We start from the raw sequence: 21,874 nt of genomic DNA, 5'->3' as shown, positions 1-21,874 counted from the left end.
CGCGGGCGGCCGGTGTATGGGGGGCATGAGCAAGAAGATCCCGGCCGTGATCGCGGCCGTTGCCCTGTCCGCGACCGGGTGCGCGGGCCCCGCGGCGCGAGAGCCATCCCCCGCGGCCACCGCCACCGCCGCCGCCGCGCAGGTGCGGCCCGGCCCGGAGAACTGCCCGGTGACGCTCCCCGCCAAGGGGCCCGCGTCGATCCCCGAGGAGGCACTTTTCGGCTGGGACCGCTCGCACGGCGACAGCACGCTCTCGGTGGGAGGTCTCTGGCCGGGCGGCGTGATCGAGGCCGGGCCGGACTTCGTCGAGGAGGACGGCTCGATCCGGATGAAGTTCGGCTGGTGGCGCGGCGTCCGCGGCAAGCTCGACATCACCGGCCGCCGCCTCGACGGCCCGGCCCCGAACCTGCGCGCGGACGTACCGGTCGGCTACGAGCCGACCGGCTTCCAGGCCAGCGGCCTCTACTTCCCGGCGGAAGGCTGCTGGGAGGTCACCGGCCGGCTCGGCACGACCAGCCTGGTCTTCGTCACTTATGTGATGAAGACCGCCGCTTCCACTGGCTGAGCACCGCGTCACTCGATCGGGTCGGCCACGTTCACCTCGTACGTAGCCGAAGCCGTGTGCCCCGGCGCGGTCGCGATGATGGCGATCGTGAACCAACCCGTGAACGCTTGCGGGCTGGCCGTCAAGGTAAGCGCGGACGCGCCCCCGCTCATCAACACGCCCGGGTTGAACGTCGCCGTCACCCCCTGCGGCAGGCCGGTGACGGACATCAGAATCTTGGTGGAGGCGCCGCCACCGCCACGAACGCCGTCATCGCCACTATGGCGACTCCGAAACGCCGTATTAATGCCATCTCAAATATTCCCTTATGAAGGTACGAAGGACCTCCATAAGGCGTGACATTCCGTTCCACGCTGTGTCACGTTCGGCCGGTCACATAGCGGGCTGGGCTGACGCCGAGGATTCTTTTGAAATGCCGGGTCAGATGCGGCTGGTCGTAGAAACCGGCCTCCACCGCCACGGTGCTCGCCGGCAGGCCCTGAAGCAGCAGGTGACGGGCCCGATCCACGCGGCGGGAGATCAGGTACTGATGGGGAGCCATCGCGAATTCCCGGCTGAACGCGCGAATGAGGTGCGTCGGGTGGCGGCCCAGCAGCCGGGCGGCCTCGTCGAGTGAAATGCCGTCGCGCACCCGTGAATCCAGTAGTTCGCGCAGCTGACGCGCGAGCCGGGGGTCGGCCGGATCGTCGCGTCGCATACGCGAGAGGTGCCGGAGGAATCGTTCCCGGATAACGGCCAGCCTGCTTTCGGCCTCCAATTCGCCACCAGGAGAGATCAGCGCACCATGCAATCGATCGATGCAGCGGCGCAGCTCCGGATCCACGACCGCCGGATGGTCGACCGCAGGACCGATCAGCTCCTCGCCGAGTTCGGCCCGGTCGAGGTAGATCACCCGCTTACGGAAACCGTGCGCATCTGCGGCCCGCCCATTGTGCGGCACGTACGGCGGAAGAAGGGTCACCAGCTTGCTGAGCGCACCATGCTCGTGCCCGTCCAGGTCGTAGCGGACCGCGCCGTCGTCGATGATCAGCACCGTCCAGGAGTCATGGACGTGCATGGGATAGGCGTGCTCGGTGAATCGTGCGTGGAGGACTTCCGCGATCCCTTTGATCGCCGGTCGCCATGCTTTGACGAGCTCGCGTTCGGCCGCCATGCCAGGATCGTACAAGACCGGTCGCGGGCGAGTCCGGCAGCGTCCACCCATGGAACAAAGACCTGAGACCGTCCGTTTCGACACCAAGATCGCCGTCCTGCTCCGGGACGACCTTCTGGTGTGGCAGCGGCTGAACGTGACGACCTTCCTGGTCAGCGGGCTGGGCTCCGCCGTACCCGAGGTGATCGGCGAGCCCTATCGCGACGCCGACGACAGCACCTACCTGCCGATGTTCCGCCAGCCGGTGCTCGTGTTCGAGGCATCCAAGGAACAACTGTCCACGGCCCACAGCAGGGCTCTCACCCGCGATCTCCCGCTGGCCGTCTTCACCTCCGACCTGTTCGCCACCGGCCACGACCGCGACAACCGCGCGGCGATCCGCGCGGTCAGGACAAGCGCCCTCGATCTGGTCGGGATCGCCGTGTACGGCCCTCGCAACGCGGTGGACCGCGTGACCAAAGGCGCCCAGATGCATCCTTAATCGCTACATCACCTGCGGGCGCGGTCACCGTCGTCCTGGTTAGGGTCTGCGTGACGTTGGGGGTGAGGTCGCGTCACTCATTAGAGAGACTACGGCTATGTCGAGGAACGTTTCGTATCCAGTTGTTGATCTGGGAGGTGGGGGAGTTCGGCCTTGGGGTGGGAAATGTCCTGGGTGCTGTTGTTGGTGATCGCGGTACGGAGTTCGGTGATGGCGGTGGCAAGAGGGACGCACGCACGAATGAGGTGAGCCGCCGCGCGGGGTAGGCACGTGGCAGCGCCGAGGACGAGGACGATACTGCTGATCACGCTGAGGATGGTTGTAGTCACAAGGACGCTCCCGGGAAGTAGCTGGCTGGGTTGCCACTGGCGATTGACGCATGCGGGAGCGTGGGATCGATGCCGGTTGGGTTGTAACGGGGCAACTACCGCTGGTAGATGATTTACGGTGATTTTCCGGTCCGGTCCGGTCCGGAAGGCGCCGAGCATAACTGGGAGCCCTGGAGATGAGTGGCGAGGAGCGCCAGGAGCTGACGCCGCGGGGATTCTTCGCCGTCAGGCTGGACGAGTTACTCAGGCTCGCGGACCTGCCAGTCGATCGGATCGCCGATCAGGCGAACCGCAGGCGCCGCGCGGGACAGTCGTGGGAAGTCGATGAAAGGCGGATCAGCGATTGGAGACGAGGCGCGCATCTTCCTCGGTCCGATGAGGCGTTCGCTGCTGTCATCCGGGCGGTGATCGAGCGTTGCCGTGGCCGCGTTGATCCTCGCCAGGGGAGCGTGGGCCTGCTGGAGGAGTCCGTATGGAGGCGGTGGCTGCGGGACGCACGAGCATCTCCGGCCTCGCATGCGGCCGAGCACGATGCGAGCCGGTGGGCAGGGGTGTGCCCGTATCGAGGGTTGTCCGCGTTCGAGCAGGATCAGGCCGAGGTGTTCTACGGGCGGGAGCAGCTGATCGCGCGGTTGGTGGAGAAGCTGGCCGACCGGCTGGATCATCCTGGGGTCCTGGTGGTGAGTGGCGCGTCCGGAGCGGGCAAGTCCTCGTTGCTGCGCGCGGGCTTGTTGCCCGCGCTGGCCGCGGGCGAGCTCGGAGAAAACTCGACCACGTGGCCGGTGCGGGTTATGTACCCAACCATGGCACCGCTCGACGAGCTGGCGCGGGTTCTGGCCGACCTTGCGGGTGGTGATCCCTCGGTCATTCGGTCGGACTTGGCGGGCGAGCCGGGACGGGCACATCAGGTCATGCGTGATGCGGTGTCATCCCACGCCTCCTCCCCGGTCACCGTCGGCGATGATCGGCTGGTCCTGGTGGTAGACCAGTTCGAGCGCGTCTTCGCCCCGCCTGATGACGGTGCTGAGGACGCGGTAGCCCGGGCCGACAGGCAGCGACTGGATTTCATCGCGGCGCTGCACGCGGCGGCGACCCTGCCCTGTGGGCCAAACGATGAGCCCGCCGCCGTTGTGGTGATCGTGGTCCGCAGCGACTTCCTGGCTGCCTGCGCGGTGTACCCCCAACTGGCGGCGACCCTGCAGGATGGGCTGTTCCTGGTCGGCCCGATGAGCGAATCTGAGTTGCGACGCACCATCACCGGGCCGGCGCAGCAAGCCGACCTGCGGATCGAGCCGGGCCTGGTCGACAGCATCATGAAAGACTTGCCCATCTCGGCCACCGGCGGGTATGAGGCCGGAGCGCTGCCCTTGCTGTCGGAGGCCATGCGTGTCACCTGGGGCCACCGCGAGAATGATCGGCTGACCAGCCGCGGCTATGGACTGTCCGGAGGGGTCATCAAGTCCATCCAGACCAGCGCCCAAGCCGTCTTCAAGAACCTGACACCGCCGCAGCAGGCCACCGCCCGCCAGGTGTTCCACCGCATGACCAAGATCACCCGCCAGGGTGCGGTCGTGCGCCACCCGATGACCTACCACCCGCGCGCCGATCAGCGCTCCGATGCGGACGCGGTGGTGGAAGCCTTCGCCGCGCAGCGACTCATCACCGTGACCGACGGGACAGCCGAAATCACCCATGACACGCTCCTGCACGCCTGGGACAAGCTGCGGGAGTGGCTGGAGGAAGACCCCATCAACCGGGCCCTGTACAGTCAACTCCTCGAAGACGCCGACACATGGGCTCACAAGAGCAACGATTCCTCCTACCTCTACCGCGGCACCCGCCTGGCCGCCATCCGCCTGGCCGGATCCAGCTGGCATGCCGACCCCGACCGTTACCCCGCGCTCACCGGCGCGTCCCGCGACTTCATGGCCGCCAGCACCAGAGCGAAAATTCGCCGCACCCGGCTACGACAAGTCACGCGCGCCACCCTGGCTGGACTGGCCGTCATCGCGCTCGTCGCCGCCGTCGTCGCCTTCCAGCAACGCGACACGGCTTTCGCCCAACGTGACATCGCGAATTCGCGCCACGTCGCCGTCGAGGCTGATCGCCTGCGGACCACTGACATTTCCGAGGCCATACAGCTCGCTCTTGCCGCTTACCGAATAGCTCCGACCCAAGAAGCTGCCGGTACGTTGCTGAGTTCGCTTGCCGCACCGGCTGCCGTCAAGATGCCCGACCACATAGGCACCATTTGGTCGGTCGTCTTCAGCGCGGACAAGCATCTTCTCGTGACTGCCGGCGTCGACGGTTCAGTGAGCTTGTGGGATGTAAGAGATCCCCATCGGCCCGTCCGATTTGGAGAACCTATCAGCCTGGGCGCCGGAGCGGTGTTCGCGGTCGCGGTGAGTCCGGACGGGCGTGTTCTGGCTACCGGGAATTACAATGGATCCATCAGTTTATGGAACATCGCCGACCCCCATCGGCCCACAGCATTCCCCAAATCTCTTTCCGGGCATAAGGGACCGGTGTACTCGGTCGAGTTCAGTCCTCAGGATGGGACTCTTCTCGTCACGGGTGGATTGGATGGGAGCGTACGCACATGGGATCTCGCCGACCCGGCTCATTCACAGCAACTCGGCCAGCCAATCATTGCTCACGGCGGTGCAGTTCGAACTGTGCGATTCAACCCTGACGGCCGCACAGTCGCGACAGGAAGTGCGGACCACACAATACGGTTATGGGACGTTACCCGCGAAAGAAAGCTTGTCTCGTTGGGTAAGACACTTCGTGCCCACGAATCCGTCGTAACTACACTGGCGTTCAGCCCCGACGGCAGAACCCTTGCGACCGGGAGCCAGGATCAGAAAATAAAACTCTGGAAGCTGGATGACAGGCGTCATCTATCACTTTCCGGCATCCTCGAAGGCCATGCCACTCCAGTGTACTCCGTCGCCTTCAGCGCAAACGGTCAGATGCTTGCCAGCGGGGCGAATGACAACACCGTTCGCATCTGGCACCTGGCCGGCAAACGTACTCTTCAAACCCTGCCCCATCCCGGAACCGTGGAGAGTGTGGCCTTTGGGGCCGACGAGCACACTCTCGCCGTGGGCGCGGCTGACGGATCACTTCGTCTTTGGCAACTTCCTGGGCCAGTCATCGCCGGTCACACTCATGCTGTGCTCTCGACTGTGATCAGCCCGAAGGGGAGCGTTCTCGCAACAGGTGGTGTAGATGAGACGTTCCGGCTCTGGGACATCCGTGACCCTCGTCAGCCGGTTCCGCTCGGAGCACCCGTTCGCGTTGGGAGGGGGTATATCAATCGAATGGCCTTCCGGAACGACGGCCGCGTTCTCGCCGTTCCAAGCAACGACGGCATCGTACAACTCTGGGCGGTCGATAATCCTGAGGCTCCCCGTCTCCTTAGCTCTTTCGGACATCTTAAGCCGGTTAACTCGGTCGCGTTCAGCCCGGACGGGACCGTTCTGGCCAGCGCGAGCGACGACAGAACAATAAAATTGTGGGATGTCTCCGACGCCGGAAATCCACGTTCCATCGGCACGCCTTTGATAGGACACTCCGGATCGGTGGCCTCGGTAGCGTTCAATCGTGACGGACGCACCTTGGCCTCGGGTGGAGGTGATCACCAGCTCCGGCTCTGGGACGTGACCAGTGCAGGCATTGCGACGCCCCTCGGTGATTCCCTCGACGGACCTGAAGAGTCGGTTCTCGCGGTGGCCTTCAGCCCAGATGGCAGGACTCTCGCCGCTGCTGGAGCGGATTCGGTGGTGCGGATGTGGGACATAGCCGACCGTCGTCGCCCGCTCTCCCTCGAGGTTCCCCTGAGCGGTCACAAAACTGCCATCCTCTCGTTGACTTTCAGTCATGATGGGAGGCTCCTGGCATCCGCCAGCATGGATAAGACAGCTCGCGTGTGGGACATATCTCAGCGAAAAGCACCCGAGCTTATGGCGGTATTGACGGGTCACACCGGTGGAGTCTGGTCAGCGGACTTCAGCAACGACGACCGGACACTGGTCACCGGAAGTAGCGATACAACATCTATCCTCTGGACTATCGACTTACCTCAAGCCATCAAGAGCGCGTGTTATGTCAGTGGCCGGGCGCTGCCCGAAACGGATTGGAATCAGTACGTTCCTGACTACCCTTACGGCCCCCCATGCCCATGAAAGACCACAGGGATCTCGTTTCGGATCACTCCGTCCTCGGAAACCAACCAACTTTCCTACACGTCAATGTGAGTTTCGGGGCTTATGTAGTCCAGCGGGCCCGGGGTAGCGGGCGGGGTAGCGCGGCCAGCGATATCCGGTCGGCGGGTTGCAGCAATGGCCGAGCGATCTGTCGGCGCGGCACGGCAACGTCATGCCGCAGCACCATGATCTCCACCTCCTTGGGCATCGTCATCACGCGCAAGGAGAACCAATCCCGCGGCGGGACGTCGGACGATCAGGTAAAGCAGAGACCACACGATGTCCTGCGACCACAGCCAGACCCGGTGCCTTGATCGCAGCATCATCGCAGGCTGCACCACAGGTCGAGTTCCCGCATCCACGGGTGGCTTGGACCAGTCGGGACAAATATGGGCGTGCGCGACGGGGCCCGCGAACTGCGAGGTGCGGTCGCCGTCGTCCGGATCAGGGGTCTGCGAGACGTGGAGTGGGTCGCGTCGTCCCTCAGGACGGCTGTGGCTATGTCGAGGAAAGTTTCGGGGTGTATCCGGGTGATGTTCGATACCCGTGTATGCGGCATAACACCAGCTTGAAATGTGCTACCTGACTCGACGGGCGATCGAGGGACGGGGGTGGCGAGGCCAGATAGGTCGGGTGTGCGGTGGAAAGTTGCGAAACTGTTGACGTCATGTGTTCGTTACACCTACCGTTGCAGCGATCGAGTTCGGAGCCCATGTAAAGGTATCGGCCGAGCGTGGAAGCGGCTCGTCCGAAGGCTGGTGGGCGGTAGCGGGAGAACGGGGTCGGATGAGGGCTGCGCTGCTGGAACGGTTCGGGGCGCCCCTCGTGGTGCGGGGGCTGGATCTCGATGCGCCGGGGCCGGAAGAGGTGCTGGTCAGGGTCGAGGCGGCTGGGGTTTGTCACAGTGATCAGCACTACCTCGCGGGGGACCTGCGATGCCCGCTGCCGGTCGTGCCGGGGCACGAAGGGGCCGGCGTGGTGGAGGCCGTGGGGCCGGGGGTGACGCGGTTCGCGGTGGGGGATCGGGTTTGCCTGATGTGGCGGCCGCGCTGCGGGCACTGCCGGAACTGCCTGGTGGGGCGGCCCGCGCTGTGCGAGGCCGCGGGGATCATGGTCGGGTCCGGCGGGTTGCTGGACGGGACTACGCGGCTGCACGCGGATGGGGCGCGGGTGCATCACCTGCTCGGCGTGTCCTGCTTCGCGGAGTACTGCGTGGTGTCGGAGCGCGCGGTGGTGCCGGTGCCGGAGGGGGTTCCTTCGGAGATCGCGGCCATCGCGGGCTGCGCGGTCATCACGGGGGTGGGGGCCGTGCTCAACGCCATCGGGCGGTGCGCCGGCGAGGCCATAGTGATCTTCGGGGCGGGCGGGGTCGGGCTGTCGGCCGTGCTCGGGGCGGTGCTCGCGGGGGCCAATCCCATCGTCGTCGTGGACGTGGTCGCGGAGCGGCTCGCCATGGCGGAGCGGCTCGGGGCCACGCACACCGTCGACGCGTCGCGGGCGGACGTCGCCGCGGCGATCCAGGACATCCGGCCCGGCGGCGCCGAGTGGGCCATTGAGGCCATCGGGCGGCCCGCGACCCTGGAGACGGCGATCGAGGTGCTGCGGCCGGGCGGCACGCTGGTGGCGGTCGGGCTCGGAAAAGTCGGGCAGACCTTCAACGTGCCCCTGAACATGCTGGTCCAGCGGGAGAAGAAGGTGATCGGCAGCCTGTATGGCTCGGCCAACCCCCTCATCGACCTGCCCCGCCTGTTCGAGCTGTACCTCGCGGGCCGGCTGCCGCTCGACACCCTCATCGGTCGGCGGTACCCGCTGGATCGCATCAACGAAGCATTCACCGATCTGACCAGCGGCTCCGTCGGCCGTGGCGTGGTCATGCCGGGGGAGACGCCATGACCGACACCACCCAGGCGAGGTACGCCGTCTACCCGAGTCTGCGGGGAAAAGTCGCCTTCGTCACCGGCGGCTCGACCGGCCTGGGCGCGGAATTCGTCGCCTCCCTGGCGGCGCAGGGCGCCCGGGTCGCATTCGCCGACATCGACGACGCGGGCGCCGACCGGCTGCTGGAGCAGCTGACCGGCACCGGTTGCCCCGAGCCCCTGTACGTCCACGCCGACGTCTGCGACATCGACCAGCTGCGTACGGCGATCACGACGGTGGAAAACGCGCTCGGCCCGATCTCGATCCTGGTCAACAACGCCGCCAACGACGCGCGAACCGACATCGAGACCGTGGACACCCCCGACTGGGACCACGGCATCGCGGTGAACCTGCGCCACCACTTCTTCGCCATCCAGGCCGTCATGGCGGGCATGCGTAGACTCGGCGGCGGCTCCATCATCAACCTCGGCTCCATCAGCGCCCACGTGGACCTCGTCGGCCTGCCGATGTACATCGCCGCCAAGGCCGCCATCGAGGGCCTGACCAGGACCCTGGCCAGGGAGCTCGGGCCGGACCGCATCCGGGTCAACTGCGTGATCCCGGGCTGGGTCTTCACCGAGCGGCAGCTCACCCATTGGGTCACGCCCGAGGTCCGGGAGAAACTCGCACAGGTGCAGTCGCTGCCGGACAACGTCATGCCGGCCGACGTGGCGCGGCTGGTGCTGTGGCTGGCGGCCGACGACAGCGCCCTGTGCACCGGCCAGAAGTGGATCGTCGACGGCGGATGGATGTGAACGGAGACCCCATGGCGTACAAAGAGGACAGCGGGACCAGAAGGCGCAGCTCGCACTGGTTCGCGGCCGAGGGCCGCTCCGGCATGCTGTACCGCTCCTGGATGCGCAACCAGGGATTCGGCGCGGAGGTCTTCGACGGCCGCCCGGTCATCGGCATCGCGAGCACGTGGTCGGAGCTGGCCCCGTGCAACGCGCACCTGGACCGGGTGGCCGAGGCGGTCAAGCGCGGCGTCTGGATGGCGGGCGGGTTCCCGCTGGAGTTCCCGGTGATGGCGACCGGGGAGACGCTGCTGCGGCCGACCGCGATGTTGTACCGCAACATGCTCGCCATGCAGGCCGAGGAGCTGATCCGCGCCAACCCGCTGGACGGCGTGGTGCTGCTGTCCGGCTGCGACAAGACGACGCCGGGCCTGCTCATGGGCGCGGCCAGCGTGGACCTGCCGGCCGTGATGGTGACCGGCGGCCCGATGCTGAACGGCAAGTACCGGGGCCAGGACGTCGGCTCCGGCACTCACGTGTGGAAGTTCGAGGCCGAGATCAAGGCCGGCCGCATGTCCGTCCAGGAGGGCCACGTCGCCGAGGGCTGCATGGCCCGGTCGAACGGCCACTGCATGACGATGGGCACGGCCTCGACGATGGCGTGCGTGGCCGAGGCGCTCGGCATGCAGCTGCCCGGCTCGGCGGCCTGGCCCGCCGTGGACTCGCGCCGCATGGAGGTCGCGCAGGAGGCGGGCCAGCGCATCGTGGCCATGGTCGAGGAGGACCTGCGGCCGAGCGCGATCCTCACCCGCGCGGCGTTCGAGAACGCCATCCGCGCCAACGCCGCGATCGGCGGCTCCACCAACGCCATCATCCACCTGACCGCGCTGGCCGGACGGCTCGGCGTCGACCTGCCCCTGGACGACTTCGACGCCCTGGCCCGGGCCGTGCCGACCATCGTCGACCTGATGCCCTCGGGCCGGTTCCTGATGGAGGACTTCTGCTACGCCGGCGGCCTGCCGGTGGTGCTGCGCCAGCTGGACGAGGCGGGCCTGCTGAACTCCGGCGCCCTGACGGTGACCGGCCGCGGCATGGGGGAGAACGTCGCGGACGCGGTCTGCTGGAACACCGAGGTGATCCGCCCGCTGGCCGAGCCGCTGCAGCCGGCGGGCACCGGCACCGCGGTCCTGCGCGGCAACCTCGCCCCGGACGGCGCGGTGATCAAGCAGTCGGCGGCCTCGCCCGCGCTGATGCGCCACGTGGGCCGGGCCTTGGTGTTCGACTCGCCCGAGGACTACCACGCGGTCTGCGACGACGACGACCTCGACGTGAGCCCCGACGACGTCCTGGTCATCCGGGGCGCCGGGCCGAAGGGCTACCCGGGCATGCCCGAGGTGGGGAACGTGCCGCTGCCCGCCAAGCTGCTGCGCGCCGGGGTGACCGACATGGTGCGGATCAGCGACGGGCGGATGAGCGGCACCGGTTTCGGCACGGTGGTGCTGCACGTCGCGCCCGAGGCGGCCGTCGGCGGCCCGCTCGCGCTGGTGCGTATGGGGGACCGTGTCGAGCTGGACGTGCCCGCCCGGCGGCTGACGCTGCTGGTGCCGGAGGAGGAGCTGGCGCGCCGGCGGGCCGAGTGGCTGCCGCCCAAGTCCGGGGACGACAGCGGCTACCGGTGGCTGTACCGGGAGCACGTGCTGCAGGCGGACGGCGGCGCGGACTTCGGGTTCCTGCGGGGCTGTCGCGGGAGCGAGGTGCCGCGCGACTCGCACTGACGGGCCTGGTTTCGGGACAGATCGGGCAAACGACCAAGCATTAGGTTCGAATGACCGCCGCGCCGTACGATGGTGACTAGACAATGAAGCCCAAGTTTCGGTGATGGAGCAACGGTTGGTGTCCGACTCGATCGAACGGCGCGTCACTGTCGCCGACATCGCAGCCCAGGCCGGGGTGTCCCGCGCGACCGTGTCGAAGGTGCTCAACGGCCGTTCGGACGTCGCGCCCGCCACCCGGGTGCAGATCGAGGCCGCGCTTGTCACGCAGGGCTACATCCCCACCAAGCGCACCAAGCGGCCGGTGATCGCCGAACGCCGGGGCGGTGGCCTGATGGAGATGGTGTTCAACGACCCGAGCACGCCGTGGGCCGCCGAGATGATCCGCGGCGCCGAGGAGGCCGCCCGGGCCGCCAGGGTCGGCATCGTGGTGTCCGTGCTGGACAGCGGCCCAGGGCGCGGGCAGCAGTGGCTGGAGGACATCGCCGAACGGTCGCCGCGCGGCATCATCCTGGCGATGTCGGAGCTGACGGCGGCCGACCACAAGCGCATCGCCAAGCTCGGCGTGCCGGCCATCCTCGTCGACCCGGTCGGCGACTCCGACATCGGCATCCCGTCGATCGGCGCGGGCAACTGGGGCGGCGGCATGGCCGCTACCCAGCACCTCATCGACCTCGGTCACCGGCGCATCGGGGTGATCACGGGGCCGATGCGTTTCCTGTGCAGCCAGGCGCGGCTGGCCGGGTACCGCGCGACGCTGGAGCGGGCCGGGATCACGGCCGACGACGGGCTCGTCGAGCACGGCGACTTCCACTACGCCTCCGGCCTCAAGCTGGCGCTGGCCCTGCTGGACCGGCCGGAGCCGCCCACGGCCATCTTCGCGGCCAACGACGAGCAGGCGCTCGGCGTCTACGCCGCGATCCAGCAGCGGGGCCTGCGGGTGCCCGACGACCTGAGCGTCGTGGGTTTCGACGACGTTCCCATGTCGCAGTGGGTGACCCCGCCGCTGACCACGGTGCGGCAGCCCATCGCGGAACTGGCCGCCCTGGCCGTCCGCACGCTGCTCGCGCACCAGGACGGCACCGAGATGCCCGAGGGCCGGGTCGAACTGTCCACCAAGCTGGTGGTGCGCGGCAGTACTGCCCCGCTGGCCCGGCGCCGTACGCGCTGAACAGGAGCACCGAGTTTCGATCCGATGTTTCGACGGTTTGGCCTGGACGTCGCCCGGAAAGCCCGAGGACGCTACCATTGCGTCGGCTACTGTTTCCGAAATTCCCTCGAAACTAGCCGAGCATCTCCGGGTGAAAGAGAGACCGACGTGATCGAGACGCACGACATCGTCCGCCCGGCGGGCGAGCTCGTCGCCGGATTGCAGGCCATCGGCAGCGCCACCGCGAGCAGCGAGCTCAACCGCCTCGGGGTTCGCAGCGCGCACATCCGCGGCCCGGTCTCGCACACGCCCGGCATCTGCGTCGCCGGTCCGGCGCTGACCCTGCAGTTCATGCCGAAACGCGAGGACCTCTACCCGGTCGACGAGTACGCCGACCCGGAGAAGCAGCTGCACCGGCACGTGCTGTATCACACCCGGCCGGGCGACATCGTGGTGGTGGACGCGCGCGGCGACATGGGCAGCGGCGTGTTCGGCGAGATGATGCTGCTGTACTTCAAGCGCCGCGGCGGCCTCGGCGTCGTCGTGGACGGCTGCGTGCGCGACATCGGCAAGGTGCGGGACCTCGGCCTCGGCCTGTGGGTGCGCGGCGCCACCCCGAACTTCCACTCCCAGACCGGCATCTTCCCCACCGCCGTCAACGTGCCGGTGGCGTGCGGCGACACCGTCGTGATGCCGGGCGACATCATCGTCGCCGACGACGACGGCGCGGTGGTCGTCCCGATCAAGCTGGCCCCGGACCTGCTGGCCGAGGCGAGCCGGCACGCCGAATGGGAGGAGTTCTCCCGCCAGCGGCTGTCCCAGGGCGGTGACCTGAGGACGTACTATCCGCTGTCGGAGGAGGCCACGCCCGAGTACGAGCGCTGGCGGCGCGCCCGGCGCGTGGGGGCGGGCGAGTGAAGATCGTCGAGCTGGTGCCGTGGCTGGTGCGGTCCGGCGGCTCCTACTGGGGGGAGTTCCTGTTCCTGCAGGTGCGCACCGATCAGGGCGTGGACGGCTGGGGTGAGGTCACCACCACGACCCGCGCGGCCAACCGCGGCGTCGCGGCCTTGTTGCGGCAGGCGGGTGAGCTGCTCGCCGGGCACGACCCGGCCAGGATCGAGGAGATCTGGCACAAGCTGTTCCGGGCGTTCACCTACATGGGCAGCCGCGGCGCAGGCACCAACGTGGTCAGCGCCGTCGACATCGCGCTGTGGGACATCCGCGGCAAGGTGCTCGGCGTGCCGGTGCACGATCTGCTCGGCGGCGCTGTACGCGACGACCTGCTCCTGTACACCCATCCCGATCAGTCGAAGTTCGGCACCAGGGACGGGGTGGCCGAGGAGATCGGGAAGATCGTCGCTTCCGGGCACACCGCAATCAAGTTCGACCCGTTCCCGCACGAGCCCGGACAGCCGGAGGCCAACGACCGCTACCTCGACGGCCGGCTGAGCCGGGCGCTGGAGCGTGAGGCGATCGAGTTGACCGGGCTCATCCGCGAGCTCGCCGGGCCCGACGTCGAGTTGCTCGTCGACGCGCACGGCCGGTTCGACGTGCCCACCGCCATCCGGCTGGGCCAGGCCCTGGACGCGGTGGGCGGCATCCACTGGTACGAGGAGCCGGTGCCCCCGGAGAGCCGCCACGCCCTCCAGCAGGTACGGGACCGGATGCGGGTGCCCATCTCGGTGGGCGAACGATTGCACACCCGCTGGGACTTCGTCCCCGTGCTGGAGAACCGGCTGGCCGACTTCGTGATGCCGGACGTCACCTGGACCGGCGGGATCAGCGAGCTGAAGAAGATCGCCACGATGGCGGAGGCGTACTACGTCCCGGTCTCCCCGCACGACGCGAGCGGCCCGGTCAATCTCGTCGCGGGCGGCCACGTCATGCTGACCGTGCCGAACTTCTACCGCCTCGAGTCGAGCGGCCACGATCTCAGCGCGTACAACCGGTTCCTGCGCACCCCGCTGGATAACAGTGACGGCCGCCTGAAGCTGCCGCCGGGCCCCGGCCTCGGGCTCGACTTCGACATGGACTACCTGCGGGCCCACGCGCTAGAAGGAGTCAGGTGAACATCGTCAGGTATCGCACGCGACAATCCGCCGAACCCCGGATCGGCCTGCACGACGACGGCGCCGTCGCCGAGCTGACCGGTGTCGCGTCCCTCGCGCAGCTGTGGACGCTGCCGCTGGACGAGCTGCGCGCCAGGCTGGCCGGCCCGCGCGGTGAGCGGGTGCCGCTGGCGGAGGTCGAGCTGCTGGCCCCGGTGGACGGCCGCACCGAGGTGTGGGCGGCGGGCGTCACCTACGAGACGTCCCGGGAGGCCAGGGTCGAGGAGAGCGAGCGCTCCGCGACCGTCTACGAGCAGGTCTACGACGCCGAGCGGCCCGAGCTGTTCTTCAAGTCGGCCGGCTGGCGGGCCGTGGGCACCGGGGGAGACCTCTCCATCCGCCCCGATTCGACGGTGGACGTGCCCGAGCCCGAACTGGCCCTGGTGGTGAACAGCCTCGGCGAGATCGTCGGGTACACGGTGTGCAATGACATGTCCTCGCGCAGCATCGAGGGCGAGAACCCGCTCTACCTGCCCCAGGCCAAGATCTTCTACGGCGCCTGCGGCCTCGGCCCGTGGGTCACCCCGGTGTGGGCGGTCGAGGACGCCTACGACCTGGCCATCCGGATGACGATCCACCGCGACGGCGCACCGGCGTGGCACGGCGAGGCGAGCACCGGCCGGCTGCGCAGGCGGCTGGACGGCCTGGTGGCCTACCTGATGTTCGGCGACGTGCACCCCGACGGCGTCGTGCTGTCCACCGGCACCTGCCTGGTGCCGCCGGCGCCGTTCACGCTCGCCCCCGGCGACGTGGTCGAGATCGGCATCGGCGGCGTGGGCGTGCTGCGCAACCCCATCGTGCGCGGCAAGCCCGGCGAACCCACCCCTACCTTGGAGACATCGCTGCGATGACCACCCCGACCCCCGAACCGCTGCGCTGGGCCATCGTCGGCACCGGCGGCATCGCCGCGGCCTTCGCCGCGGACCTGCGGCTGTCCGACGCCGGTGAGCTGGTGGCGGTCGGCTCGCGCACCGCGGCCCGCGCCGAGGCGTTCGCCGCCCAGGTGGGCGCGCCCCGCTCCTACGGCGACCAGGCCGAGCTGCTCGCCGCCGAGGACATCGACGCCGTGTACGTCGCGACCCCGCACACCGCGCACCGGGACGCCGCGCTGGCCGCCATCGAGGCGGGCAAGGCCGTACTGGTCGAGAAGCCGTTCACCATCAACCGGGCCGAGGCCGAGGAGCTGGTCAAGGCGGCCAGGGCCCGCGGGGTGTTCCTGATGGAGGCGATGTGGACGCGCTTCCTGCCGCACATGGTCCGCATCCGCCGGCTGCTCGACGAGGGCAGGCTCGGCGACGTGCGGCTGGTGACCGCCGAGCACGGCGTCTGGTTCCACCGCGACCCCGCGCACCGCATGTTCGACCCGCACCTCGGCGGCGGCGCCCTGCTCGACCTCGGGGTCTACCCGGTGTCGTTCCTGTCCATGGTGCTCGGCGCTCCCGCCACGGTGCTCGCCGCCACGCAGTTCGGCGACACCGGCGTGGACGGGCAGACCGCGGTGATCACCGGGTACGCGGGCGGCCGCCAGGGCGTGGCGACGAGCAGCATGGAGGCGTTCCTGCCCAACCGCGCGTCCATCGCGGGGACGGACGCGCGCATCGACATCGACGCCTGGTGGTATCGCCCGACGTCCTTCACGCTGACCGCGCGCACCGGCGCGGTGGAGCGGTACGAGTTCGCCGTGCCGGGCAACGGGCTGCGCTTCCAGACCGAGGAGGTCGCGCGCTGCGTGCGCGCGGGCCTGCTGGAGAGCCCGACCCTCACCCTCGACGAGTCCTGCCAGATCATGGGCACGATGGATGAGGTCCGGGCCCAGGTTGGCCTGCGGTACCCGAGCGAGTGACGAGAAAGACGGTGGCCCCGCCTGCGCGGGGCCGCCGTCTTTCACACGACGGTTGCTTCCATGACCCGGTCGAAGCCGACGTGGCGTCGCGGGCCGGTCATCGTGACGGCGATGGTCTCCCGGATGTCGGCGCTGGACGCCCCCACCCGCAGCTCCACCTCGCCGGGGTCGACCTGCCGCCGCCAGGACGCCCCGGTGTAGGAGGTCTGGTCGGCGTGCAGCGTGAGCGTGACCTCGCGCGTCTGGCCGGGGGCCAGGTCGACGCGGTGCGCGGCGAGCAGCGACTGCACGGGGCGGGCGACCTCGGCGACCGGATCGTGCAGGTACACCTGCACCACCTCGGAAACCTCCCGGTCCGCCTCGTTGCGCAGCGTCACCCGCACGTCGAACGTGCCGTCGGTGGTCCACGACGTGTCTCCGGCGATCCCCGTCCAGGTGACCGGCGTGTACGACAGTCCGTGGCCGAAGGCGAACAGCGCGGTGGGGTCCACGTTGCTGACCTCGCCGCGCTGGGCGAGGGGCGCTCCGAGGTAGGTCGCGGGCTGGTTGCCGCCGTCCCGGGGGAAGCTCACCGGCAGCCGCCCCGCCGGGTCAGCCCGCCCGGACAGCACGTCGGCCAGCGCCGCCGCGCCCTCCTCGCCCGGGAAGAACCCGCACACCACGGCGGCCAGCCGGTCGATCTGCCGGCCCAGCTCGTACGGACGGCCCACCAGCAGCACCAAAACGACGGGCGTGCCGGTGGCGAGCACGGCCTCCAGCAGCTCCTCCTGGCGGCCGGGCAGGCGCAGGCCGCTCGCGTCGCAGCCCTCGCCGGAGGTGCCGCGCCCGAACAGTCCCGCCTGGTCGCCGAGGACCGCCACGCAGACGTCGGCGTCCGCCGCGGCCGCCACGGCGGCGGCGATGCCCTCGTCGTCGCCGCCGAGCACCGGGACGCCCTGCGCGTGGCGCACGTCGTATCCGGCGGGGTCGGCGCGCAGCGCGTCCACCAGCGTGGGCACCTCGATGCCCATCCCGGTCTCCGGGTGGTGCACGCCGACGTGCATCGGGAACGAGTAGCAGCCCATCATGGCCTGCGGGGTGTCGGCGCGCGGCCCGACCACGGCCAGCTTCAGGCCCCCGGCCAGCGGCAGCGTGCCCGCGCTGTTGTGCAGCAGCACGACCGAGCGGCGGGCCACCTCACCGGCCAGGGCCCGCACCTCGGCGTCGTCCAGCACGACCTCGCCGTCCTCGTCCAGCACGGGCGGCTCGGGCGTCCAGCCCTCGTCGAGCAGGCCGAGCTCGCACTTCTGCAGCAGCACCCGCCGCAGCGCTCGGTCGATCAGCGCGACGTCCACCTCGCCGCGCTCGATCGCGTCGACCAGCGGCGGCCCGAAGCAGTTCACCGTGGGCAGTTCGACGTCGATCCCGGCGGTGAGCGCCAGCCGGGCCGCGTCCGCCGGGGACGCCGCCACGTGGTGCAGGGTCTGCAGGAACGCGACGGAGAAGTAGTCGGCCACCACCGTGCCGGTGAAGCCGTACCGGTCGCGCAGCTGGTCGGTGAGCAGGGCGGGGTCGGCCGCCGCCGGGGTGCCGTCGATGTCGGCGTAGGAGTTCATCACCGAGCCGGCGCCCGCGCGTAGCGCCATCTCGAACGGCGGCAGCAGCACGTCGGCGATCTCGCGGCGGCCCGCCGATACCGGGGCCAGGTTCCGGCCGCCCTTGGACGCCGAATACCCCACGAAGTGCTTGAGCGTGGCGATGACGCCCGCGGACTGCACGCCGCGCACGTAGGCGCTGCCGATCGTGCCCACCAGCACCGGGTCCTCGCCGATGGTCTCCTCGACCCGGCCCCACCGCAGGTCGCGCGCGACGTCCAGGACCGGGGCGAGGCCCTGGTGGATGCCGAGGCGCCGCATGGTGGCGCCGATCTGCGCGCCCATCCGCTCGACCAGCCCGGGATCGAAGGTGGCGCCCCAGCACAGCGGCGAGGGGTAGACACCCGCCTGCCACGCGGCCAGGCCGGTCAGGATCTCCTCGTGCACCACCGCGGGGATGGCCCATCGCCCGGCCGCCATGATGGACCGCTGGGCGGCGGCGAGGGTGGCCGCGCCCTTGACCACGTCGACCGGCGCGGTGCCGAACGGCCGGGTCAGCTGCCCCATGCCGTTCTTGACCAGCTCGTCCCACGGCAGGGGCAGCGAGGTGAACTCGTGCTGGTGCGGGGCCATCTCGCCGTCGGTGTTGTCGATGCCCACCCAGACGCCGTACAGCTGGGCCACCTTCTCGGGCAGGCTCATCCGCGCCATCAGCGCCTCGACCCGCTCTCCGGGTGCCCGGCGGGCGTCTTTCCACGCGTCTGTGCTCACGAGGGTCATATGTCACTCCGTTTGGTACGGCGGGTCATTCCAGCCACCCGCCTGGCGGGGGCGTCAGCCGGTCGAGCTCGTGCCACAGCTCGGCGGGGATCGGGGTGGTCGCGAGCGCCAGGGTCGCGGCGATCCGCTCGGGCTCGGAGACGCCGACGATGGTCGACGTCACCCGGGGGTCGCGCAGCGAGAACTGCAGCGCGGCGGCGGCCAGGGGCACGTCGTGGGCGGCGCACGCGGTCCGCATCGCGCGGACCGCCTCGCGTACCGGCTCGGCGGTGTCGCGGTAGGCGTACCGGGGTTGCGCGTCGGGGCCCTTGACGAGCATGCCCCCGCCGTACGGCGCGCCGTTGACGAAGGCGACCCCGCCCGCCACCGCGTCCTCGATCAGCGGCTCGGCGGCGCGGTCGACCAGGGTCCAGCGGTTGTGGTTGATCACGGCTTCGAACACGCCGGTTTGTACGAACCGGCGCATCAGCTCCACCGGCCCGCCCGCGATGCCGAGATGGCCGACCACGCCCTCCTCGCGCAGCGCGACCAGCGCCTCGACCGCGCCGCCCGGGGCCATGGCCTCCTCGAAGGTGACGTGGAACTCGGGGTCGTGCAGGTACATGACCGGTACGTGGTCCACCCCGAGGCGTTCCAGGCTCTCCGCGACCGAACGGCGCACCCGGTCCCCGGAGAAGTCGCCGGTGCCGGGGTCGGCGTCGGCCTTGGTGGCCAGCACGAACCCGCCAGGCAGCCCGCGGCGGCGCACCACGGCGCCGATGCGGCGCTCGGCGGTGCCGCCGCCGTAGTTGTTGGAGGTGTCCAGGAAGTTGAACGGGCCGTCGAGCACGGCGTCCACCGTGGCCTCGGCCCTGGCGTCGTCCACCTCGTAGCCGTACAGCGCGGGCATGCTGGCCAGCGGGCTGGTGCCGATGCAGATGGGCGTCACGCTGAGCCCGGTGCGGCCGAATGGGCGGCGGATCATGTCAGATCACGAACCTGTTCGCGGGTCGGCCGCGGCGGCCAGGCTCGGCCCGGAAGATCGCGCCGGCGGTGGGCTGGTCACGGAGCTGGTCGGGGGTGAGCTCCTCGGTGGAGGTGGAGATGTACAGCTGGTCCAGGCCGGGACCGCCGAAGGCGCACGAGGTGACCTGCGTGACGGGCAGACGGACGGTGCGCTCGGCCCGGCCGCCGGTGTCGTAGCGGACCACGCGCGAGCCGCCCCAGAACGCCACCCACACCCCTCCGTCGGCGTCGACGGTCAGGCCGTCGGGGATGCCGGGCAGGCCGGAGGTGTCGGCGAACGTCCGGCGTCCCGACAGGGCGCCGGTGGTCACGTCGTAGTCGAACACGTCGACGCGGCGGGTCGGGCTGTCCACGAAATAGCACAAGGTGCCGTCGGGGGACCAGTCCAGGCCGTTGCCGATGGTGACGCCGGTCAGCACGATGTGCAGGGAGCGGTCGGCGTCCAGGCGGTAGAGGGCGCCCGCGCCCGGCGTGACGTCGTAGGCCATGCTCCCGGCGAGGTAGCGCCCGGCGGGGTCGACGTTGGCGTCGTTCATGCGGATCTCCGGCCGCCCGGCGAGCGGCGCGGCGAGCCGCTCGGTCAGCGCGCCGCCCGAGGTCAGCGCCATGCCGTCGCCGTCCGCGACCAACAGCGTCGCGGGGTCGGTGGTCGGGTGTACGGCGGTGACCGGGGCGGGCAGGTCGAACCAGCCGGTCCCGGCCTCGAAGACCCGCCCACGGGGGATGTCCACGAACCGCAGGCGGTCCGCGACGTCGTCCCACACCACGCCCTCCAGGTGCACGCCGGAGACCTCCAGCCACACCTCGGCGGTCAGGTCATCCGGCATCATGGGGCCAGTGGGGTGAGCGCGGCGACGGCGGTCCGGTGCGCCTCGACCAGCCGGGCCAGCACCGCGTCGGTGGCCGGGTCCGGGCGGGTCTGCCCTGGGTGCGCGGCCCGCCAGTCGTGCAGTCGGCGGGCACCCTCCGACCAGGTGGTCGTGGGCCGGAACGCGGGGACGAACCGCTTGATCTTGCTGTTGTCGAAGACCGCGCTGTGCGCCAGGTCGCCGACGATCAGGTCGGACCAGAACCAGTCCGGCGCCACCTTCGGCAGGAACTCCGACGGCAGGTGGAGCAGCCGCGCCTGGACTCCGGACGTGCGGCCGATGATGCCGTAGATCTCGTTCCAGGTCAGCGCCTCGTCGGAGGTGATGTGGAAGTCCTCGCCGATGGCCTGCCAGTTCCCGATCAGGCCGGCCAGGCCGACGGCGAAGTCCCGGGCGTGCGTCAGCGTCCACAGGCTGGTGCCGTCGCCGGGCACGACCAGCTCGTCGCCGCGGGCGACGCGGTCCCAGGCGGTCCAGTCGCCGGGCAGCGGCGGGTGGGCGTCGTCGTAGGTGTGCGACGGCCGCACGACGGTGACCGGGAAGTCACGCTCCTCGTACGCGCGGCGCAGCACGTCCTCGGCGGCGATCTTGTCCCGGGCGTAGGCCAGGTAGGGGTTGCGCCGGGTGGTCGACTCCGTGATCGGCCACTGCCGGACCGGCTTGTGGTAGATGGAGGCGGAGCTGATGTGCACGTACTGGCCGACGCGGCCGTCCAGCAGGCCGACCGCCGCCTCGGCGTCCTTGGCGCCGAAACTGAGGAAGTTGACCACGCTGTCGAACGCCGTGCCGGCCAGCGCCGCGCGGACGGACTCGGGGTCCTGGACGTCGCCGGTGATGGGGGTGACGCCGTCGGGGAGGGGGCGGCGGCCCGAGGTGCGGCCGCGGTTCAGGACGTACACGTCCTGGCCCTGGCGCACGGACTCGGCCACGCACGACGAGCTGATCGTGCCGGTGCCGCCGATATAGAGAACCTTCATGGTGGACTCCAGCCAGTGTTGATCGGGTCAGCTGCGTGATTTGCCGGCGTACCAGTCCTCGAAGCCGTTCTCCACGATGCTGATCAGCAGGTCGTCGTTGCGGACGCCGATCTCCTCCAGCCGCTTGGCGATCTCGTCGAACATCGCCCACTTGGTGGTCACGTCGTACATGTGGACCATCTGGATCTGGACGCTGACCAGCCGGCGGCGGTCGACGCCGTTGTACGCCGGGTCGAAGACGATCTCGCCCGGCGCGTGCGTGCGGAAGATCTGGAACTTGTCGGTCGGGTCCATCCCGAGCGCGTCCACCAGCGCTTGATGGATCCCGTCGCTGATCTGCCCGCCCAGCCGTTCGGCGAGGGAACGCTCTAGGTCGATCTGCACCAGAGGCACCGGTGGCTCCTTCAGA

General features: G+C 69.6%; 18 protein-coding genes. 11 read left to right on the top strand and 7 right to left on the bottom strand.

The window, feature by feature from the left end; genetic code table 11:
* The first annotated feature begins 25 nt into the window (after positions 1 to 25).
* Positions 26 to 565, top strand: coding sequence for a hypothetical protein (locus Aple_RS11675; protein WP_155344560.1), 540 nt, complete (start codon positions 26 to 28; stop codon positions 563 to 565).
* 8 nt (positions 566 to 573) lie between these two features.
* Here Aple_RS11675 and Aple_RS11670 read toward each other — a convergent pair whose 3' ends face one another.
* Positions 574 to 774, bottom strand: coding sequence for a hypothetical protein (locus Aple_RS11670; protein WP_155344559.1), 201 nt, complete (start codon positions 772 to 774; stop codon positions 574 to 576).
* 149 nt (positions 775 to 923) lie between these two features.
* On the bottom strand, positions 924 to 1,718 hold the full coding sequence (locus Aple_RS11665) for a helix-turn-helix domain-containing protein (protein ID WP_155344558.1): 795 nt from the start codon (positions 1,716 to 1,718) through the stop codon (positions 924 to 926).
* 49 nt (positions 1,719 to 1,767) lie between these two features.
* On the opposite strand from Aple_RS11665, the gene Aple_RS11660 reads away from it, so the two are divergent.
* The 10 genes from Aple_RS11660 (at position 1,768) to Aple_RS11615 (ending at position 16,260) form a co-directional block, all read left to right on the top strand.
* On the top strand, positions 1,768 to 2,199 hold the full coding sequence (locus Aple_RS11660) for a DUF2000 domain-containing protein (RefSeq protein ID WP_218038258.1): 432 nt from the start codon (positions 1,768 to 1,770) through the stop codon (positions 2,197 to 2,199).
* Between the two features lie 505 nt (positions 2,200 to 2,704).
* On the top strand, positions 2,705 to 6,715 hold the full coding sequence (locus Aple_RS11655) for an NACHT and WD repeat domain-containing protein (protein ID WP_155344556.1): 4,011 nt from the start codon (positions 2,705 to 2,707) through the stop codon (positions 6,713 to 6,715).
* An 807-nt stretch (positions 6,716 to 7,522) separates the two neighbouring features.
* Entirely contained in the window at positions 7,523 to 8,629 is a 1,107-nt protein-coding gene (locus Aple_RS11650) for an alcohol dehydrogenase catalytic domain-containing protein (protein ID WP_170321411.1), read from the top strand.
* Complete coding sequence (locus Aple_RS11645; RefSeq protein WP_155344555.1) at positions 8,626 to 9,408, top strand: SDR family NAD(P)-dependent oxidoreductase; 783 nt, start codon at positions 8,626 to 8,628, stop codon at positions 9,406 to 9,408. The genes Aple_RS11650 and Aple_RS11645 overlap by 4 nt, the downstream gene beginning before the upstream one ends.
* Before the next feature lie 11 nt (positions 9,409 to 9,419).
* Positions 9,420 to 11,162: an IlvD/Edd family dehydratase gene (locus Aple_RS11640; protein WP_155344554.1), complete on the top strand. Its 1,743-nt coding sequence runs from the start codon at positions 9,420 to 9,422 to the stop codon at positions 11,160 to 11,162.
* A 118-nt stretch (positions 11,163 to 11,280) separates the two neighbouring features.
* On the top strand, positions 11,281 to 12,330 hold the full coding sequence (locus tag Aple_RS11635; RefSeq protein WP_155344553.1) for a LacI family DNA-binding transcriptional regulator: 1,050 nt from the start codon (positions 11,281 to 11,283) through the stop codon (positions 12,328 to 12,330).
* Between the two features lie 147 nt (positions 12,331 to 12,477).
* The gene (locus Aple_RS11630) at positions 12,478 to 13,227 is read left to right on the top strand and encodes a ribonuclease activity regulator RraA (protein ID WP_155344552.1); all 750 of its coding nucleotides are present in this window, start codon (positions 12,478 to 12,480) and stop codon (positions 13,225 to 13,227) included.
* Entirely contained in the window at positions 13,224 to 14,378 is a 1,155-nt protein-coding gene (locus Aple_RS11625; RefSeq protein ID WP_155344551.1) for a mandelate racemase/muconate lactonizing enzyme family protein, read from the top strand. Before Aple_RS11630 ends, Aple_RS11625 begins: the two co-directional genes overlap by 4 nt.
* Positions 14,375 to 15,268 carry a fumarylacetoacetate hydrolase family protein gene (locus Aple_RS11620; RefSeq protein ID WP_155344550.1) on the top strand — a complete coding sequence of 298 codons (894 nt, stop codon included), beginning with the start codon at positions 14,375 to 14,377 and terminating at the stop codon, positions 15,266 to 15,268. The genes Aple_RS11625 and Aple_RS11620 overlap by 4 nt, the downstream gene beginning before the upstream one ends.
* On the top strand, positions 15,265 to 16,260 hold the full coding sequence (locus Aple_RS11615; protein WP_155344549.1) for a Gfo/Idh/MocA family protein: 996 nt from the start codon (positions 15,265 to 15,267) through the stop codon (positions 16,258 to 16,260). The genes Aple_RS11620 and Aple_RS11615 overlap by 4 nt, the downstream gene beginning before the upstream one ends.
* 41 nt (positions 16,261 to 16,301) lie before the next feature.
* On the opposite strand, the gene Aple_RS11610 is transcribed toward Aple_RS11615, so the two are convergent.
* The 5 genes from Aple_RS11610 to Aple_RS11590 are packed head-to-tail and all read right to left on the bottom strand — an operon-like array spanning position 16,302 to position 21,858.
* Positions 16,302 to 18,614, bottom strand: coding sequence for a beta-xylosidase/alpha-l-arabinosidase (locus tag Aple_RS11610; RefSeq protein WP_155344548.1), 2,313 nt, complete (start codon positions 18,612 to 18,614; stop codon positions 16,302 to 16,304).
* A 25-nt stretch (positions 18,615 to 18,639) separates the two neighbouring features.
* Entirely contained in the window at positions 18,640 to 19,578 is a 939-nt protein-coding gene (locus Aple_RS11605) for an aldo/keto reductase (RefSeq protein ID WP_155344547.1), read from the bottom strand.
* A gap of 1 nt (position 19,579) precedes the next feature.
* Positions 19,580 to 20,449 carry an SMP-30/gluconolactonase/LRE family protein gene (locus Aple_RS11600; protein ID WP_246264382.1) on the bottom strand — a complete coding sequence of 290 codons (870 nt, stop codon included), beginning with the start codon at positions 20,447 to 20,449 and terminating at the stop codon, positions 19,580 to 19,582.
* The gene (locus Aple_RS11595; RefSeq protein ID WP_155344546.1) at positions 20,446 to 21,465 is read right to left on the bottom strand and encodes an NAD-dependent epimerase/dehydratase family protein; all 1,020 of its coding nucleotides are present in this window, start codon (positions 21,463 to 21,465) and stop codon (positions 20,446 to 20,448) included. Before Aple_RS11595 ends, Aple_RS11600 begins: the two co-directional genes overlap by 4 nt.
* Before the next feature lie 27 nt (positions 21,466 to 21,492).
* Positions 21,493 to 21,858, bottom strand: coding sequence for a tautomerase family protein (locus Aple_RS11590; RefSeq protein WP_170321410.1), 366 nt, complete (start codon positions 21,856 to 21,858; stop codon positions 21,493 to 21,495).
* Between the last annotated feature and the right edge of the window lie 16 nt (positions 21,859 to 21,874).

Origin of the sequence: Acrocarpospora pleiomorpha (genome assembly GCF_009687885.1) — a bacterium.
Taxonomy (GTDB): Bacteria; Actinomycetota; Actinomycetes; order Streptosporangiales; family Streptosporangiaceae; genus Acrocarpospora; species Acrocarpospora pleiomorpha.
The sequence above is the reverse complement of the archived record's forward strand: the minus strand, read 5'-3'. Positions and strand labels throughout refer to the sequence as shown.

Bases quoted from the DNA above. Each gene is read 5' to 3' on its own strand.
- Aple_RS11675 (WP_155344560.1), top strand. From the start codon at position 26: ATGAGCAAGAAGATCCCGGCCGTGATCGCGGCCGTTGCCCTGTCCGCG.
- Aple_RS11670 (WP_155344559.1), bottom strand. From the start codon at position 774: ATGTCCGTCACCGGCCTGCCGCAGGGGGTGACGGCGACGTTCAACCCG.
- Aple_RS11665 (WP_155344558.1), bottom strand. From the start codon at position 1,718: ATGGCGGCCGAACGCGAGCTCGTCAAAGCATGGCGACCGGCGATCAAA.
- Aple_RS11660 (WP_218038258.1), top strand. From the start codon at position 1,768: ATGGAACAAAGACCTGAGACCGTCCGTTTCGACACCAAGATCGCCGTC.
- Aple_RS11655 (WP_155344556.1), top strand. From the start codon at position 2,705: ATGAGTGGCGAGGAGCGCCAGGAGCTGACGCCGCGGGGATTCTTCGCC.
- Aple_RS11650 (WP_170321411.1), top strand. From the start codon at position 7,523: ATGAGGGCTGCGCTGCTGGAACGGTTCGGGGCGCCCCTCGTGGTGCGG.
- Aple_RS11645 (WP_155344555.1), top strand. From the start codon at position 8,626: ATGACCGACACCACCCAGGCGAGGTACGCCGTCTACCCGAGTCTGCGG.
- Aple_RS11640 (WP_155344554.1), top strand. From the start codon at position 9,420: ATGGCGTACAAAGAGGACAGCGGGACCAGAAGGCGCAGCTCGCACTGG.
- Aple_RS11615 (WP_155344549.1), top strand. From the start codon at position 15,265: ATGACCACCCCGACCCCCGAACCGCTGCGCTGGGCCATCGTCGGCACC.
- Aple_RS11610 (WP_155344548.1), bottom strand. From the start codon at position 18,614: ATGACCCTCGTGAGCACAGACGCGTGGAAAGACGCCCGCCGGGCACCC.
- Aple_RS11605 (WP_155344547.1), bottom strand. From the start codon at position 19,578: ATGATCCGCCGCCCATTCGGCCGCACCGGGCTCAGCGTGACGCCCATC.
- Aple_RS11600 (WP_246264382.1), bottom strand. From the start codon at position 20,449: ATGATGCCGGATGACCTGACCGCCGAGGTGTGGCTGGAGGTCTCCGGC.
- Aple_RS11595 (WP_155344546.1), bottom strand. From the start codon at position 21,465: ATGAAGGTTCTCTATATCGGCGGCACCGGCACGATCAGCTCGTCGTGC.